Origin of the sequence: Kitasatospora sp. NBC_00240 (assembly GCF_026342405.1) — a bacterium.
Taxonomy (GTDB): Bacteria; Actinomycetota; Actinomycetes; order Streptomycetales; family Streptomycetaceae; genus Kitasatospora.
On record NZ_JAPEMU010000001.1, the window covers coordinates 5805098 to 5821443 of the forward strand.

The following is a 16346-nucleotide window of genomic DNA, read 5'->3' on the forward strand; positions in this document are numbered from 1 at the left end:
CCGGTCCGGCCCGGGGCAGCCGCTCCGGGCCGGGGGGCCGGCACGGCTTTCGAGCGCGGCTTTCGGGCCCGGGATCGGGGCCCGGGATCAGCGCGGGTCGAGCCCCTGACCGAGCAGCCAGGGCAGCGGGTCGATCGGGGCGCCGCCGTCCGGGCGGACCTCGAAGTGCAGGTGCGGGCCGGTGCTGTTGCCGCTGCTGCCCGAGTAGGCGATCACGTCGCCGGCCTTCACCTGGCCCTTGCGGACCTTGTAGGTGCGCAGGTGGCAGTACCAGGTCTCGGTGCCGTCCGGGGCCTTCACTATGGCCATGTAGCCGTACGCCGAGTTCCACTGCGTGCGGACGGTGCCGTCGGTGACCGCCATCACCGGGGTCCCGCCCTGGACGGGGAAGTCGATCCCGGTGTGCCGCGCCGTCCAGTGCGTGCCGGCCTCGCCGTAGGTGGCGCTCAGGCCGTGCAGCTCCACCGGCAGCGACACCTTCGGGCGCTCCGGGACGGGCGCCGCGGCCGGCGCGGTCTCGGTGGGGGCCGGTACGGCGGCCTCCTGGGCGGACAGCGGGGGCCGGGCCTCGCCGCGGGCGGCGCGCTCGGCGTCCGTCCCGCCGGCCGCGTCGGTCGTCCGTCCGTCGGCGGGGGCCGCGGCCGGGGCGGCCTCGGTGGCCGGACCGGCGACCGTCGAGCGGTCGGCGTCGCCCCGCACTGTTACGGCCGCGGCACCGGCCACGCCCAGAGCGGCCAGCGAGGGCAGCGCGACACCCAGCAGGGCCGTACGGGTGGCGGCCTTCGCGGCGCCGCGGCGTTCGGAGCGCGACTGCGCGCGGGCGGCGACCCGCAGTTCCGCGCGGGTGGGGCGGACTGCGTCAGCCATCGGGCGCTGCCTCCAGGTGGTCCTCGGGCGAGGGGGAAAACAGCCGAGACTGTAGCCGCCCTGGCCGAGTCCGGACAAAAGTCCGGATGTCAAGAGGACTGACGGCCATTCAGGCAGCCGGATCGCCCCGCCGCTGTGGTGATGGCGTGCGGGTGCGGTGTGCCGGGCGTGTCCTGCGGCACGCGGGGCCGCCGTTGACGTCCCCGACGGCGGCGGCCGGCTCTCGGGCCGGGGCGGCCCGGCGCCCGGCATCCGGCATCCGGGAGCCGGCGTCAGGCCGACAGGCGGTCGGCGGGCGGGTCGGTCGGGGGGCGGTCCGCCCGCAGATCCGTCCGCCCGTCCGGCGGCCCGGGCAGCTGCCCGTCCATCCGGCCGTCGGCGCGAACGGCGGTCGGTCCGGCCGTCCCGTGGTGGGCGGGGCCGGCCTCCGCGGCGGACAGGATCCGGCGCACCCCGTCCACCACCCGGCGGTCCACCGGCAGGGCCACATGGCCGGCCCCCGGGACCATGATGTTCTCGGCCGCCAGATCGGGGTGCCGCAGGCGGCCGTTGCGGGCGGGCAGCACGACCTCGTCCAGCTCGCCCCAGAAGGCGGTGAACCGGGTGCGACAGGTCGCCGCCGGCCGCCGCAGCTCGGTCAGCAGGTCACTGCCGGGCCGCATCTGCCGGGTGATCGGGAACGGGTTGGGCAGGTGGGCGGCGAGGGTCCCCTCGTGCGGGGCGGCCAGGGTGATCACGGTCGGCACGTGCTCGTCCCCGCCGAGGCGCTGGACGTAGTACCGGGCGATCAGGCCGCCCAGGCTGTGCCCGACCAGGGCGACCAGCGCGCCCCGGTGCGCCCGCCGGGCCCACTCCACATGCCGGCCGAGCAGGACGGCGGCGGTCCGCACGTCACTGGTCAGCGGGGAGTGGTTGAGGGCGTGCAGATGCGTCCAGCCGTCCCGGCGCAGCGCCCGGAGCAGGGGGTGGAAGACGGCGCGGTTGTCGGCGAAGCCGTGCAGGAACAGCACCGGCCCCGGGTGCGGGCGGCCGGCCTCGGCGGCGCCCCCGGGCGCCTCCCCGGGCCCCGGCGCGGGCCCGTCGTGCTGCGGCGGGCACGGGCGGCCCGCCGGCGGGCGGGGCTCGTCACCCACTCCGGTGGGGTAGCGGACGAGGTGGCCGGCGATGGCGGCGGCCTCGGCCCCGGCGCCCCGGACGGCGTCGGCGGCTCGCTGGAAGGGAACGGACATGCGGCGGCTCCCCGGGATCGGCGGCGGGGCGGGGCGCCCGGTGGGCGGGCGGCGCGGGGCGGTCGAACGGTGGCCCGGCCGGGAGGGCGCGGCCGATGCGGCCGGGCGGTCCCGAGGGGTCTGGTCAGGCGGGCGGGCGACGGGTCGGTGGCCGGTCGTCCGTGCCGGGTCGTCGGTGGCGGTGCCCGTGACCGGCGTCGGTGGCCGGGCCCGTGACGGGCGCCCGCGGTCCTACGTCCCTGGTGGTGCGTCCCTGGTGGTGCGGGTGCGGGTACGGCTGGGCCGCCCGGGCACGCGGGAGCCCGTGGGCGGAGGGTGGGGCCGCGGCGAACGCGCGGTGCTGTGATTTTCCCCTCCCTTGGAAGGGCGAAACGACCAACCGGCCCCCTGGGCGCTAACCTCCCCTCAGGTTTAGTTATCGATGGTTAACAACACCCGGACCGGACACAATCCGGAGGGGTGGTGGACAACGTCGTCCAGGAGGCAGTGATGGGTGTGTCAGGGCCGATCCGCGTAGTGGTGGCCAAGCCGGGGCTGGACGGTCACGACCGTGGTGCCAAGGTGATCGCCCGCGCGCTGCGCGACGCCGGCATGGAGGTCATCTACACCGGCCTGCACCAGACTCCCGAGCAGGTCGTGGACACCGCGATCCAGGAGGACGCGGACGGCATCGGCCTCTCGATCCTCTCCGGCGCCCACATGACGCTCTGCGCGCGGGTGCTGGAGCTGCTCAGGGAGCGGGACGCGGCGGACATCAAGGTGTTCTGCGGCGGGATCATCCCCGAGGAGGACATCGTCGAGCTCAAGGCGCTCGGTGTCGCCGACATCTTCACCCCGGGCACCCCCACCCGGGACGTGGTGGCCTGGGTCGAGGCCAACCTGCGGGCCGCGAGCTGAGCGCCGCACCGGCCCGGCTCCCGTAGCCGCCGTGGGGGCGCCGCCGGATTCCTTCCGGCGGCGCCCTCGCGTGTTCCGTGCGCCTCCCGCGGGCGGCGGCAGGCCGCGCCGGGCCCGGGCCGCGTCGGCCCGGGCCTTCCACGCGGCAGGCAGCCGGCACCGGGGCACGCGGTCTGCCGCCGGCCCCGGGGCTCAGACGTCGAGCTCGGCCAGCATCGCCGCCCGGAAGCGCAAGGTCCCCGCGAGCCGGGCGAAGGTCTCCGCCCAGGCGGTGTCGGGCGCGGCGTCGGACGCCAGGGCCTCCACGGCGGGAGCGGCCTCCGGGGCTAGCGCCCGCTCGGTCATCCCGAGGACCCCGCTGTGGCTCCAGGGGTACGTCCCGGAGCGGGCGGCCCGCTCCAGGGCCGCCACCACGGCGGTGGAGAGCGGGGGCGTCCACGGGGTGGCGCACGCCCCCAGCAGTTGGAAGGCCTCACCCAGGCCGTGGGCCTGGATGAACGCGGCCGTCCAGGCCGCCCGCTCGGACGCGGGCAGGACGGCGAGCAGCTTGGCGGGTGCCCCGGCGGTGCGGGTGGTCCGGCCGTCCCGCCCGGGCCTGGGTGCCGGCCCGAGCAGGGCGCGGGCCCAGTCGGCGTCGTGCTGGCGGACCGCGGCCCGGGCCCAGCCCTCGCGCAGATCGTCCGTCCAGGTGCCGTCGGCCCGGTCGGCCCCCTTGCCGTCCGGGCCGGCGTCGCCGACCGGCAGCCCGAGCAGTCGGGCGGGCGTCAGGCCGGTGTCGTCCGTCCAGGTGCTCAGCGGGGTGGCCGCGACGATCTCGCCGAACCACCAGGCGCGCTCGCCGCGCCCGGTCGGCGACTTCGGGGCCACGCCGTCGCGCTGCATCGCGGCGTCGCACTCGGCCGGCGGCGTGACCAGCAGCGCGTGGCCGGTGCCGGCGAGCCGTACGGCGGCCCGGGCGCGCTCGGCCATCCGGGTGGCGAGGGCGGAACCGGGGAGGGTGGAGAGCAGTTCGGCGGCCGTCGCGCGGACGTTCTTGCTGCGGTCGCCGAGGGCGGCCTCCAGGAAGGGCTCGTCCGACGGGGAGAGGCCGTCCTGGAGGGCGTCCAGGAAGAGCAGGCGGTCCTCGGCCCGTTCGGTCGGCCAGGTGCCGCGCAGCAGGTCGAGGCCGGCGGCCGGGTCGGTGCGGCGCAGCCGGGTCAGGTGGGTGACGCGTTCGGCGAACAGGCCCTCGTGCCAGATCCGGTGCTCGTCGCCGGGGGCGCCGGTGTCGCCCGAGGTGCTCGTGCTGCCGGTGCCGTCCGCGTCGCCGGGCGGTTCGGAGGCCGCCGGCCCGGCCGGGCCGGGCGCGTCCGTGGCGGTGCGCAGCACGAAGCGCCAGTCGGGGTTCCGCTCGGCCAGCCAGCGCCCCAGCGGGCCGGCCAGGGCGACCACGTCGCCGCGCAGTTCGCTGCGGCCGCGGGCACCGTCCAGCAGGGCGGGCAGCAGCGCGGCGGGCGGCCGGAAGCCGCGGGCCCGGGCGGTGGCGAGCCACTGCGGGAGCAGTTCGGTGAGGTTGGCGAGGGTGCCGCCCGCGCCGCCGGCGCGCCCGTCCAGCAGGACGGTGAGCCGGCGGGCGGCGGCCACGGGCAGTTCGGGCCTCGGGTCGGCGGGGGCGGCGCCCCCGGCGGACGGCACGGTGGCGGGCCTGGCACCGGCCCGGCGCCGGACGGCGGTGAGGGCGGCCAGCTCCAGCAGGGCGGTGGCCGGGTCCGTCCGGTCGACCGCGGTCGCGGCGGCGACCAGGGCCGGCGACCCGGCGGGCGCGGGGAGCGGGCGGCGGTCGGTGCCCAGCAGGGCGGTGGTCCGGAGCTCCTCCCAGGCGTCGGCCGGGGCGGCGGGTTCGGTTCGGGTGGCCGTCACGTGCGGGCTCCTGAAGGGTGGTGGCCGGGCCGGCGCCGATCGGCTGCGGGCGCGGCTGTGGCTGCGGGTGGCGGAGGCTCGGGCGGTGGCGGTGCGCACGGCCCCGGGGGCGGGTGCGGCGGCCGCCGCGCCCTACTGCGTGAGGCCGCTCGGGCGGCCGTGCTCGTCCCAGACGGTGACGGGGGTGAAGCCGCGGTGGCCGCACTCGCCGAAGAGGGTGACCGGGCGGCCGCCGGAGACGGCGGCGAGCTGCCAGAGCGCCGGCTCGGGCAGGCCGGCCCGGTGCAGTCGCAGGCTGTGCCGGCCGTCGGTGAGGTGCCAGCCGTCGATGTCGTGGACCGGGATCACGCCGGTCAGCACGGTGGGCCAGGACTCGGTCCACGGGTCCTCGGCGACGGCCGCGCCGTAGCCGGCCAGCGCCTCGGCCGGGGAGATGCCCGCCGGGACGGCGTCGCCGGGGGACTGCGGCGCGCCGTAGCGGGTGCCGAGGACGGCGCGCAGCGGCCGGGCACCGGGGTGGAAGGCCAGCTCGGCCTCCAGTTCCTGGCCGGTGGGCAGGGCCAGGTCGGGGGCCTGGCCGGGGCGGCCGAAGGCGAGCAGCAGGGCGGGGCGGCCGGTCTTGGCGCCGCGCAGCCAGAGCCGGCGGGTGGTCAGCCGTTCGTCGGGGGTGTCGCGCACCCCCAGGACCTGCCAGCGGTCCCGGACGGTGGGGCCGGCGAGCAGTTCGGCGGTCTCGGAGGTGAAGCCGACCCGGGCGCGGACGGTGGCGCCGAGCGCCTCGGGCAGGTCGTCGACCCGGCCGTAGGCGGTGGCCAGCAGATGCAGCATCGCGTACTCCTCCAGCAGGTCGCCCTGCGCGGTGTGGTCCAGTTCGCGGACCTTGGTGGCCAGGCCCGGGGCCTGGGCGTCGACCATCCGGGCGGCGACCTCCTCCCAGTCGGACCGGGTGCCGCCGGTGTCGGCCAGGCCGTGCCGGATCCGGTCGGCGAGCCGGAGCCGGAGCTCCTGCGCGCCGGCCGCGACCCGGGCGGAGCGCTTCTCGGCCCGCCGCCGCGCGGCGGCCGGGTCGGCGGCGGCCGCCTCGGCCTTGGCGGTGCGCCGCTCGGCGGCCTGTTCGGTGCGTTCCTGGCGCTCCTTCAGCCAGTCGGCGGCCCAGTCGGCGGGCTCGGCGCCGGCCGGGACGGCCTCGGGGCTGCCGCTCCACAGCAGGAGCAGCCCGAGGGCGTGCTTGCACGGGAACTTGCGGCTCGGGCAGCTGCACCGGTAGGCGGGCGTGGTCAGTTCGACGACCGTCCGGTACGGCGTGCTGCCGCTGCCCTTGCACTCGCCCCAGAGGGCCGCCCCGTCGGTGCCCGTGCCCGACCAGGGCGCGGGCGAGGACAGCTTGCCCGCCGCCTTGCATGAGGGGGCGTCAGGCGCCAGGGACAGGACGTGTTCGGTGCTCCAGCGTTCCTCCATGGCCACGACGCTAGGGGGAGGGACTGACAACGGGGGCGGCCGAACTGATCGCCGGTCAGTGGCCCGCGACCGGTTGTCAGTGGCGGGGTGCATGGTTGTTCGAGCAGGCCGGACGGGGCCCTTCCCGCCGGCCGGACGACATCTGCGCCGATGCTCCCCATCGATCACCCCGCCGCCCGCGACCCCTGCCACAGGTGTGTCCGGCGGCCGACCAGAAGGAGCCCCCATGACGACTGCGACGACTGCCGGGACGACCGACGCCGAGGTGCTGCGGGAGCACGCCGAGGACGCGTTCGCCGCCGAGCTGGCCGCGCTCGCCGGGCAGGACGACCGCCCGCGCCCCGAGCGCTGGCGGCTCTCGCCGTGGGCCGTGGCCACCTACCTGCTGGGCGGGGAGCTGCCCGACGGCACCGTGATCACCCCCAAGTACATCGGCCCGCGCCGGATCGTCGAGGTCGCCGTCACCACCCTGGCCACCGACCGGGCGCTGCTGCTGCTCGGGGTGCCGGGGACGGCCAAGACCTGGGTGTCCGAGCACCTGGCGGCCGCGATCAGCGGGGACTCCACGCTGCTCGTCCAGGGCACCGCGGGCACGCCCGAGGAGGCCGTCCGGTACGGCTGGAACTACGCCCAGCTGCTCGCCCACGGCCCCAGCCGGGCCGCCCTGGTGCCCTCGCCGGTGATGCGGGCGATGGCCGACGGCAAGATCGCCCGGGTGGAGGAGCTGACCCGGATCCCGGCCGACGTCCAGGACAGCCTGATCACCATCCTGTCCGAGAAGACCCTGCCGGTCCCCGAGCTGGGCGGTGAGACCCAGGCGGTCCGCGGCTTCAACCTGATCGCCACCGCGAACGACCGGGACCGCGGCGTCAACGAGCTGTCGAGCGCGCTGCGCCGCCGGTTCAACACGGTGGTGCTGCCGCTGCCCGCGACGCTGGACGAGGAGGTCGACATCGTCACCCGCCGGGTCGGCCAGCTGGGCCGCTCGCTGGACCTGCCGGAGCTGCCGGGCGGGGCGGAGGAGATCCGCCGGGTGGTCACCGTCTTCCGCGAGCTGCGGGACGGCATCACCGCCGACGGGCGGACGAAGGTGAAGACGCCGAGCAGCACCCTGTCGACGGCCGAGGCGATCTCGGTGGTCACCAACGGCCTCGCGCTGGCCGCGCACTTCGGCGACGGGGTGCTCCGGGCCGGCGACGTGACCACGGGCATCCTCGGCGCCGTCCTGCGCGACCCGGTCGCCGACCAGGTGGTCTGGCGCGAGTACCTGGAGGGCGTGGTCCGCGAGCGCGACGGCTGGAAGGACTTCTACCGCGCCGCCCGCGAGAACGCCCGCTGAACCCGACCGACGGTCTTCGAGGAGAGGAGGCGCGATGAGCGCAGAGGTGACGCTGCTCGGCGTCCGGCACCACGGCCCGGGTTCGGCGCGCGCGGTGGCGGCCGCGCTGGAGCAGCTGCGGCCGGACGTGGTGCTGGTCGAGGGCCCGCCGGAGGCCGATCCGATCATCGACCTGGCCGGCGACAAGGAGATGGTTCCGCCGGTCGCCCTGCTGGCCCACGCCGTGGACGACCCGGCCAGGGCGGCGTTCTGGCCCTTCGCGGTCTTCTCCCCGGAATGGGTCGCGATCCGGTACGCCCTCGACGCCGACGTCCCCGTCCGGTTCATCGACCTGCCCGCGGCGTACAGCCTCGCCACGGAACCGACCGGGCCCCGGAGCCCGTCCGAGCCGTCAGGGGGAGTGCCGGGGGGCACTTCTCCGGACAGCCGCCCGGACCAGGCCCTCCCGGCCGACAGCGGCCCGGGCGAGGACGGCGGTGGGCAGGAGGGCCTCCCGGACGGTCACCTCCCGGACGGTCACCTCCCGGACGGCGGGCCGGACGGTCACCTCCCGGACGGCGGCCCGGCGGGCGGCGACCCGATCGGCGCGCTGGCCGCGGCGGCCGGCCACGACGACGCCGAGCGCTGGTGGGAGGACGTGGTCGAGCACCGGGCCCCCGGCGCGGACGCCCTCGCGCCCTTCACGGCGGTCGCCGAGGCCATGACGGCACTGCGCGAGGACGGCGGGGCCGGGCGCCGCGACGAGCTGCGCGAGGCGTACATGCGCCAGCAGGTCCGGGCCGCCCGGCGGGCCGGGCACCGGCGGATCGCCGTCGTCTGCGGTGCCTGGCACGTCCCGGCGCTGGCCACGATGCCGACCGTCGCGCACGACCGGGCCCTGCTCGCCACCCTGCCCAAGAAGGTCCGCACCGAGATCACCTGGGTCCCGTGGACCCACCGCCGGCTCTCCCAGCACACCGGCTACGGCGCCGGCATCGCCTCGCCCGGCTGGTACCACCACCTGTTCGCCGCCGACGGCGACCCGCTCGCCCGGTGGATGACGATGGCCGCCGACCTGCTCCGCCGGGAGGACCACCCGGTCTCGTCCGCGCACGTCATCGAGGCCGTCCGGCTGGCCGGCACGCTCGCGGTGATGCGCGGCCGCCCGCTGGCCGGGCTGACCGAGACGCTGGACGCCGTCCGCTCGGTGATGTGCGACGGCTCGGACGTCGCGCTGGCCCTGGTGCACGACCGGCTGGTGATCGGCGACGCGCTGGGCGAGGTGCCCGACGCGGCCCCGGCCGTGCCGCTCCAACGGGACCTCACCCGGCTCCAGCGCACCCTGCGGCTCAAGCCGGAGCCCGAGGCCCGGGATCTGGACCTCGACCTCCGCAAGGAGAACGACGTCGCCCGCTCCCGGCTGCTGCACCGCCTGCGGCTGCTCGGCGTCGACTGGGGCACCCCGAGCCGGTCCGCGGTCAACTCCACCGGCACCTTCCGGGAGAGCTGGCGGCTGCGCTGGGAGCCGGAGTTCGCGGTCCGGATCGTGGAGGCCGCCCAGTGGGGCACCACGGTCGAGGACGCGGCGACCGGCAAGGCGGTGGAGACGGCCGCCCGGGCCGGCGAACTCGGCGCGCTGACCGGGCTGGTGGAGCGCTGTCTGCTGGCAGGCCTGTCGCGGGCGCTGCCCGCGGTGATGCGGGTGCTCGCCGACCGGGCCGCCCTCGACACAGACGTGGCCCAACTGGCCGGGGCACTGCCCTCGTTGGTCCGGGCCCTGCGGTACGGGGACGTCCGGGGCACGGACAGCACCGCGCTGGACGCGGTGGCCAGGGGGCTGGCCGAGCGGGTCTGCGTCGGCCTGCCGCCCGCCTGCACCGGCCTGGACGCGGAGGGCGCGGCGGCGATGCGGCGCTCCGTCGACGAGGTGCACGCGGCGATCGGCCTGCTGGAGAACGCCGCCGGGACGGGCACCGGCGCCGCCGGCAGCACCGGAACTACCGGCACCGGTCAGGGCGGCGCCCCGCGCCCGGCGGCCGATACGCTCGCCGACCGCTGGGCCGCCACCCTCGGCTCGCTGGCCCGCCGCGAGCCGGCCGGCGGCGCGGCGACCGGCGTCCCCGGGCTGCTCCGCGGCCGGGCCGTGCGGCTGCTGCTGGACGACGGCCGGCTGGACTCCGCGGAGGCGGGCCGCCGGATGGGTCTGGTGCTCTCCACGGCCAGTGCCCCGGCGGACGCCGCGGGCTGGGTGGAGGGCTTCCTGTCGGGCGGCGGCGCCCTGCTGCTGCACGACGCCCGCCTGCTGGGTCTGCTGGACGGCTGGCTGGCGGGCGTGCCCGGCGAGGTCTTCACCGATGTGCTGCCGCTGCTGCGCCGGACGTTCTCCGCCTTGGAGGCCGGGGTGCGCCGCACGGTCGGCGAGCAGGTGGCCGCCGGTCCGCTCGGCGCCCCGGCGGCGCGGCCGGCCGGCCCGGCGGCGGACCTCGACGAGGAACGTGCGGACGCCGCGCTGCCCACCGTGGCCCTGCTGCTCGGCCTGGCCGGGCCGCAGTCGCCGGCCGGTCCCGGCCGGCCGGGCGACGGCCTGCGGCGGATCCCCCGGCAGACCGACCGCCGCAGTGCCTGAGCCGGCGCTTTGGCGTCCTCAGGCGCCGGCACTGTCCTGAAGCCCTGCAGAACCGCTGTCCTGAAGCCCTGCAGAACCGCTGCCTTGCAGTACCGCTGTCCGAAGTCCCGCTGCCCTGAAGTCCCGACGACGACGCGACATCGCGAGAACCCAAGTCCGAGATCCCGTCAGAAGGAGTGCCCGATGTCCGTCACACCCCAGTTCGCCGCGGCCGGCGGCGGCGCCCCCGGTACGGCCGCCGGCACCGCCCTCGGTTCCGGTCCGGGCACCGGTTCGGACGCCGACGCCGAGCGGCTGCGCCGCTGGCGGCTGGTGCTCGGCGGGGAGGCCGACGGGACGGGCTGCCGCCTCCTCGGCCGGGACGCCGCGATGGACGCCGCCCTCGCCGCCCTCTACCGGGGGGAGGCCGGCGAGGGTGCGAAGCCGGGCCCGCGCACTGCCGGGCTGGGCGGGTCCGCGCCGCAGGTGGCCCGCTGGCTGGGCGACATCCGGGAGTACTTCCCGAGTTCGGTCGTCCAGCTGATGCAGCAGGACGCCATCTCCCGGCTGGGCCTGGAGCGCCTGCTGCTGGAGCCGGAGATGCTGGAGGCCGTCGAGCCGGACGTCCACCTGGTCGGCACGCTGCTCTCGCTGAAGCACGCGCTGCCCGAGACCACCCGGGAGACCGCCCGGGCCGTGGTCGGCAAGGTGGTCGCGGACCTGGAGCGCCGGCTGGCCGACCGGACCAGGGCCACCCTCGGCGGTGCGCTGGACCGCAGTGCGAAGGTCAACCGCCCCCGCCACCGCGACATCGACTGGGACCGCACGATCCGGGCCAATCTCAAGAACTACCTGCCCGAGGCCGGCCCGGACGGGCGCGGCACGGTCGTCCCCGAGCGGCTGATCGGCTACGCCCGGGCCCAGCGGGCGGTGAAGAAGGACGTGATCCTCTGCATCGACCAGTCCGGTTCGATGGCGCCGTCGGTGGTCCATTCGGCGGTGTTCGGCGCGGTGCTCGCCTCGATGAAGACGCTGGACACCCGACTGGTGGTCTTCGACACCTCGGTGGTCGACCTCACCGAGCAACTGAGCGATCCGGTGGACGTGCTGTTCGCGACTCAGCTCGGCGGCGGCACCGACATCAACCGGGCGCTGGCCTACTGCCAGTCGCGGATCACCCGGCCCTCGGAGACGATCGTGGTGCTGATCAGCGACCTCTACGAGGGCGGCATCCGCAACGAGATGCTCAAGCGGGTCGCGGCGATGAAGGCGTCCGGCGTCCAGTTCATCGCCCTGCTGGCCCTCTCGGACGAGGGGGCCCCGGCGTACGACCACGCCCACGCGGCCGCGCTGGCCGCCCTGGGGGCGCCCGCCTTCGCCTGCACCCCGGACGCCTTCCCGGAGATCATGGCGGCCGCGATCGAGAAGCGTCCGCTGCCGGTACCCGACCTGCAGAACTGAGCGGCCGGACCGGAAATTCACCCGGACGGGTGAACCGGGTCGGACCTCACCGGGGGTCGCCGGGCGCGGTGAGCGGCACGCCCGACACGCCGTGGGCGGGCCGTTGTGACGGTTCTCACCAAACCCGGGCCGGTCCCGGGCGAAACAGGCCCGTCGTACGGGGATAACCTGCCAGACGGACGTGACGCGCGTGTTGATTGACGTGTGCGCCCGTGGCTGTGTGGGCCGCAAGGCCGTATCTCTGCGTACCTGCACCGCCTCGACGACCCGCAGCGAAGATCCTGCCGTGGCACGCTCGTAGAGACACAATCCGCGACCACGAACAAGGACGAACACACGTGGACCTGTTCGAGTACCAGGCGAGGGACCTCTTCGCCAAGCACGGTGTACCCGTGCTTGACGGGGACGTCATCGAGACCCCCGAAGCAGCTCGTGCCATCGCCGAGCGCTTCGGTGGACGCGCCGTCGTCAAGGCTCAGGTGAAGGTCGGTGGCCGTGGCAAGGCCGGCGGCGTCAAGCTCGCCGCCGACCCGGCCGACGCGGTCGCCAAGGCCGAGGCGATCCTCGGTATGGACATCAAGGGTCACACCGTTCACAAGGTGATGCTGGCCCAGACCGCGGACATCAAGGACGAGTACTACGTCTCGTTCCTGCTGGACCGCACCAACCGCACCTTCCTGGCCATGGCCAGCGTCGAGGGCGGCGTGGAGATCGAGGTCGTCGCCGAGGAGAACCCGGACGCACTGGCCAAGATCCCGGTCGACGCCAACGAGGGCTGCACCCCGGAGAAGGCCGCCGAGATCGTCGCGGCCGCGAAGTTCCCGGCCGAGATCGCCGACCAGGTCGCCGACGTTCTGCAGAAGCTGTGGAAGGTCTTCATCGCCGAGGACGCGCTCCTCGTCGAGGTCAACCCGCTGATCAAGTCCGGCGAGGGCAAGATCATCGCGCTTGACGGCAAGGTGTCGCTGGACGAGAACGCCGAGTTCCGTCAGCCCCACCACGAGGAGCTCGAGGACAAGGCCGCGGCCAACCCCCTCGAGGCGGCGGCGAAGGCCAAGGGCCTGAACTACGTCAAGCTCGAGGGCGAGGTCGGCATCATCGGCAACGGCGCGGGTCTCGTCATGAGCACCCTGGACGTCGTCGCCTACGCCGGTGAGAACCACGGTGGCGTCAAGCCCGCCAACTTCCTCGACATCGGTGGCGGCGCCTCCGCCGAGGTGATGGCGAACGGCCTGGAGATCATCCTGGGCGACGCCGACGTCAAGTCGGTCTTCGTCAACGTCTTCGGCGGCATCACCGCGTGCGACGCGGTCGCCAACGGCATCGTGCAGGCGCTCGCGCTGCTGGAGGAGAAGGGCGAGGCCGTCACCAAGCCCCTCGTCGTCCGCCTCGACGGCAACAACGCCGAGCTGGGGCGTCAGATCCTGACCGACGCCAACCACCCGCTCGTCGAGCAGGTGGACACCATGGACGGTGCGGCCGACCGCGCCGCCGAGCTGGCCAACAAGTAAGGGAGAGGACTGAATCATGGCTATCTTCCTTACCAAGGACAGCAAGGTCATCGTCCAGGGCATGACCGGCTCCGAGGGCATGAAGCACACCCGCCGCATGCTCGCCTCCGGCACCCAGATCGTCGGCGGTGTGAACCCGCGCAAGGCCGGCACCACCGTTGACGTCGACGGCACCGACGTGCCCGTCTTCGGCTCCGTGGCCGAGGCCATCGAGAAGACCGGCGCCGACGTCACGGTCATCTTCGTGCCGCCGAAGTTCACCAAGGACGCCGTCGTCGAGGCGATCGACGCCGAGATCGGCCTCGCGGTCGTCATCACCGAGGGTGTCCCGGTCCACGACTCGGCCGCCTTCTGGGCGTACGCCGGCTCCAAGGGCAGCAAGACCCGGATCATCGGCCCGAACTGCCCGGGCCTGATCAGCCCCGGACAGTCCAACGCCGGCATCATCCCGGCGGACATCACCCAGGCCGGCAAGATCGGCCTGGTGTCGAAGTCCGGCACCCTGACCTACCAGCTCATGTACGAGCTGCGCGACATCGGCTTCTCCTCGGCCGTGGGCATCGGTGGCGACCCCGTCATCGGCACCACCCACATCGACGCCCTCAAGGCGTTCCAGGAGGACCCGCAGACCGAGATCATCGTGATGATCGGTGAGATCGGCGGCGACGCCGAGGAGCGTGCCGCGGCCTACATCGCCGAGCACGTCACCAAGCCGGTCGTCGGCTACGTCGCGGGCTTCACCGCCCCCGAGGGCAAGACCATGGGCCACGCCGGCGCCATCGTCTCCGGCTCCTCGGGCACCGCCCAGGCGAAGAAGGAGGCCCTTGAGGCCGCCGGTGTCAAGGTCGGCAAGACGCCGTCCGAGACCGCCCGCCTGGCTCGCGAGCTCATCGGCTGACCGAAGCCGGTCGGCAGTACAGGCTGATCGAGCGCGGCGGCCCCGGCCGCCCCGCTCGCGAGGGCGCCCCTCCCCGGACCACCGTCCGGGGAGGGGCGCCCTCGCGTTCGCCCGGGCCACCCCGTCCGGGTCACCGCGCACGCCGCACCCGGGTCAGCGTGCCCCGGCCGCGCGCAGCGGCGCCGGCAGCGGCGGCACCGACTGCGGCCGGGCGGCGCACGGGCGCGGGGAGAGCACCGTGCACCGGGCGGCCGCCGCCCCGCCCGGCCCCGGCGGACCGGCCGCGTCCATCGAACCCCGGACGCCCGGGAGCGCCGGCCCCCAGAGCGAGAGCGCCGGCAGCGGCGGCGGGCCCAGGACGGCGGCCCGGCCCGGCGCGGAACTGCACCAGGCGGTCCGCAGGCCCGGCGGCACCCCGCCCGGCTCGGCCGGCCCGGCACTGCCGTTCTGCGCGTTCGTGCAGACCGGGTGCGGCACCGGCGGGGACGGCTTGAACAGCTCACCCGGCCCCGCGCCGAAGAGCGTCGTCGCCACGGCGGTCGCCATCGCCAGGGTGACCACCGCCGCGCCGCCGGTCCGTCCGGCGGTCCGGAGCCGGTGCCGGGCACTCAGCACGGGGACGGGCGGCCGGTGCGGCTCCGGGCAGCCGCGGACGGCCGCCCGGTGGAGCAGCGCGCTGAGCCGGTCGCCGAAGCCCGGGTCGGCCGGGTCCGCGCCGACCAGCTCGGGCAGTGCGGCCGCCAGCGCCACCCGGGCCGCCAGCACCCGGCCCTCGGCGGCGGCGGTGCTCGACTCCACCTCGACGGCCACCGCGGCGGCCGGCAGCCCGATCCCGTCGTGCAGCACCAGCGCCCGGCGCTGCGGGCGGGACAGTCGCCGCAGCGCCTTGAGCAGGGCCCGGTCCTGGTCCGACAGCCGGTCGTGGTCCGGCAGGACGGCCTGGCCCTCGTCGGCCGGCCGGACCGCGGGCCGGCGCCACGGCCGCCACCCGGCCGCCGCCCGGCGCCGGCCCGCACGGTGCCAGGGGGAGAGCGCCGCCTCGCAGGCGCGGGCCCGGACCCACGCCTCCGGGTCGGGCAGCGCCGACACCCCGGGCCAGACCCGCAGTGCGGCGCCGAACGCCAGGTGCACGCAGCGCAGGGTGTGGCGGCGGGCCCCGGTGAGCAGGAAGACCTGCTGGACCAACCGGGTGTGCGCGGACTCGTACAGGTCCTCGAAGGCGAGGCCCGCCCCGACGGCCGGGGGCCGAACGGGGGACGGGGCACCGGTGGCCTGCCGGGTCGCGGCGTCGCCGGGTCCGGCCTTCCCGGTACTGCCCGCGGGCGCTTCGGCCTTCCGGGTACCGTCGCCCGCCGAGCCCGCCGAGCCCGCCTTCCCGGTGTCGTTCCCTGTCGCTCCGGCTTCCCCGGTGCCGGCCTCCCGGACGCCGGACCTCAGGGATCCTGCCTCGGGTGCCCCGGGCTTCGAGGTGACGGTGCGGGGTGCGGCAGCCGTCGTTCCCTTGGTTCCCCCGGCTCCCGCGGCTCCCGACCTCGGGCCGGCGCCGTCTGCCGCGCGGTCCTTCTCCGCGGTGCCCTTCGCCGGGCCTGCCTGTCCTGGCCCGGCCCGTCGCGGTGCTTCTTTCACGGGACGGTCCCTCACGAGACGGTCCTTCACCGGAAGGCCCATGGTCGGGACGTCCTTCACCGGGACGTCCTTCGGCGCTCCCGCCCCGGCCCGGGCCGCCGTGGTCCCGGCCCCGGGCGGGGGTGCCGGTGTGTCACCGGATGCACGCTCACCTGCGGTGTTCCCGGCGGGAGCGGACGGAGCGCCGCCCTGGGCCGGGCCTCGGGTCGGGGCCGCGAGCAGGGCGGCCGCGGTGGCGGCGGCCTCCTCGGGGGAGCGGGCGCCGATCTTGCGCATGGCCCGGTGCAGGTGGGTGCGGGCCGTGGCCGGGGCGATGCCCAGGGCGGCCGCCAGCTGCGCGGCGTCGTCACCCGCGGCGAGCCGGGCCAGGACCTGGGCCTCACGCGGTGTCAGCAGCCCGAGCAGCCGGGCCGCGTCCGGCTGTGGCCGGGCCCGGCCGCCGTTGCGCCTGGCGCGGCGCCCCTTGGTCGGTGGCGGCTGCTCGACGGTGTTGTCGGAGGCGCGCTCGGCGGGGCGCTCGGCGGTGGGTGGCGTGGTCATCAGACCCTCCGGGCCGGGGCGGCGACGACGGCTTGGT

11 protein-coding genes are annotated in these 16346 nt (G+C 76.2%); 6 read left to right on the top strand and 5 right to left on the bottom strand.

Annotation, left to right across the window (positions count from 1 at the left end):
* Positions 1-87 precede the first annotated feature (87 nt).
* Complete coding sequence (locus tag OG689_RS24785; RefSeq protein WP_266323077.1) at positions 88-867, bottom strand: M23 family metallopeptidase; 780 nt, start codon at positions 865-867, stop codon at positions 88-90.
* Between the two features lie 272 nt (positions 868-1139).
* A complete protein-coding gene (locus OG689_RS24790) occupies positions 1140-2096 on the bottom strand; it encodes an alpha/beta fold hydrolase (protein WP_266323078.1) in 957 nt (318 codons plus the stop codon).
* Positions 2097-2585: 489 nt separating this feature from the next.
* On the opposite strand from OG689_RS24790, the gene OG689_RS24795 reads away from it, so the two are divergent.
* Entirely contained in the window at positions 2586-2993 is a 408-nt protein-coding gene (locus OG689_RS24795; protein ID WP_190210917.1) for a cobalamin B12-binding domain-containing protein, read from the top strand.
* Positions 2994-3185: 192 nt separating this feature from the next.
* Here the strand turns inward: OG689_RS24795 and OG689_RS24800 are convergent, their stop codons facing one another.
* Both OG689_RS24800 and OG689_RS24805 read right to left on the bottom strand, forming a co-directional pair.
* Positions 3186-4892, bottom strand: a complete 1707-nt coding sequence (locus OG689_RS24800) for a DUF5691 domain-containing protein (RefSeq protein ID WP_266323079.1) — start codon at positions 4890-4892, stop codon at positions 3186-3188.
* 132 nt (positions 4893-5024) lie between these two features.
* Complete coding sequence (locus OG689_RS24805; RefSeq protein ID WP_266323080.1) at positions 5025-6350, bottom strand: SWIM zinc finger family protein; 1326 nt, start codon at positions 6348-6350, stop codon at positions 5025-5027.
* A gap of 226 nt (positions 6351-6576) precedes the next feature.
* Here OG689_RS24805 and OG689_RS24810 point away from each other — a divergent pair, with 226 nt between their 5' ends.
* The 5 genes from OG689_RS24810 to sucD all read left to right on the top strand — a co-directional run bounded on the left by OG689_RS24810 (position 6577) and on the right by sucD (position 14143).
* Positions 6577-7689, top strand: coding sequence for an AAA family ATPase (locus OG689_RS24810; protein WP_266323081.1), 1113 nt, complete (start codon positions 6577-6579; stop codon positions 7687-7689).
* A 34-nt stretch (positions 7690-7723) separates the two neighbouring features.
* Positions 7724-10294 carry a DUF5682 family protein gene (locus tag OG689_RS24815; RefSeq protein WP_266323082.1) on the top strand — a complete coding sequence of 857 codons (2571 nt, stop codon included), beginning with the start codon at positions 7724-7726 and terminating at the stop codon, positions 10292-10294.
* A gap of 183 nt (positions 10295-10477) precedes the next feature.
* Complete coding sequence (locus OG689_RS24820) at positions 10478-11734, top strand: VWA domain-containing protein (protein WP_266323083.1); 1257 nt, start codon at positions 10478-10480, stop codon at positions 11732-11734.
* Positions 11735-12072: 338 nt separating this feature from the next.
* Positions 12073-13245 (top strand): ADP-forming succinate--CoA ligase subunit beta, encoded by a 1173-nt coding sequence (gene sucC / locus OG689_RS24825; RefSeq protein WP_266323084.1) that lies wholly within the window; start codon positions 12073-12075, stop codon positions 13243-13245.
* Positions 13246-13261: 16 nt separating this feature from the next.
* Positions 13262-14143, top strand: a complete 882-nt coding sequence (gene sucD / locus OG689_RS24830; protein WP_266323085.1) for a succinate--CoA ligase subunit alpha — start codon at positions 13262-13264, stop codon at positions 14141-14143.
* Between the two features lie 153 nt (positions 14144-14296).
* Here sucD and OG689_RS24835 read toward each other — a convergent pair whose 3' ends face one another.
* Positions 14297-16309 carry a LuxR C-terminal-related transcriptional regulator gene (locus OG689_RS24835; protein WP_266323086.1) on the bottom strand — a complete coding sequence of 671 codons (2013 nt, stop codon included), beginning with the start codon at positions 16307-16309 and terminating at the stop codon, positions 14297-14299.
* Positions 16310-16346 lie beyond the last annotated feature (37 nt).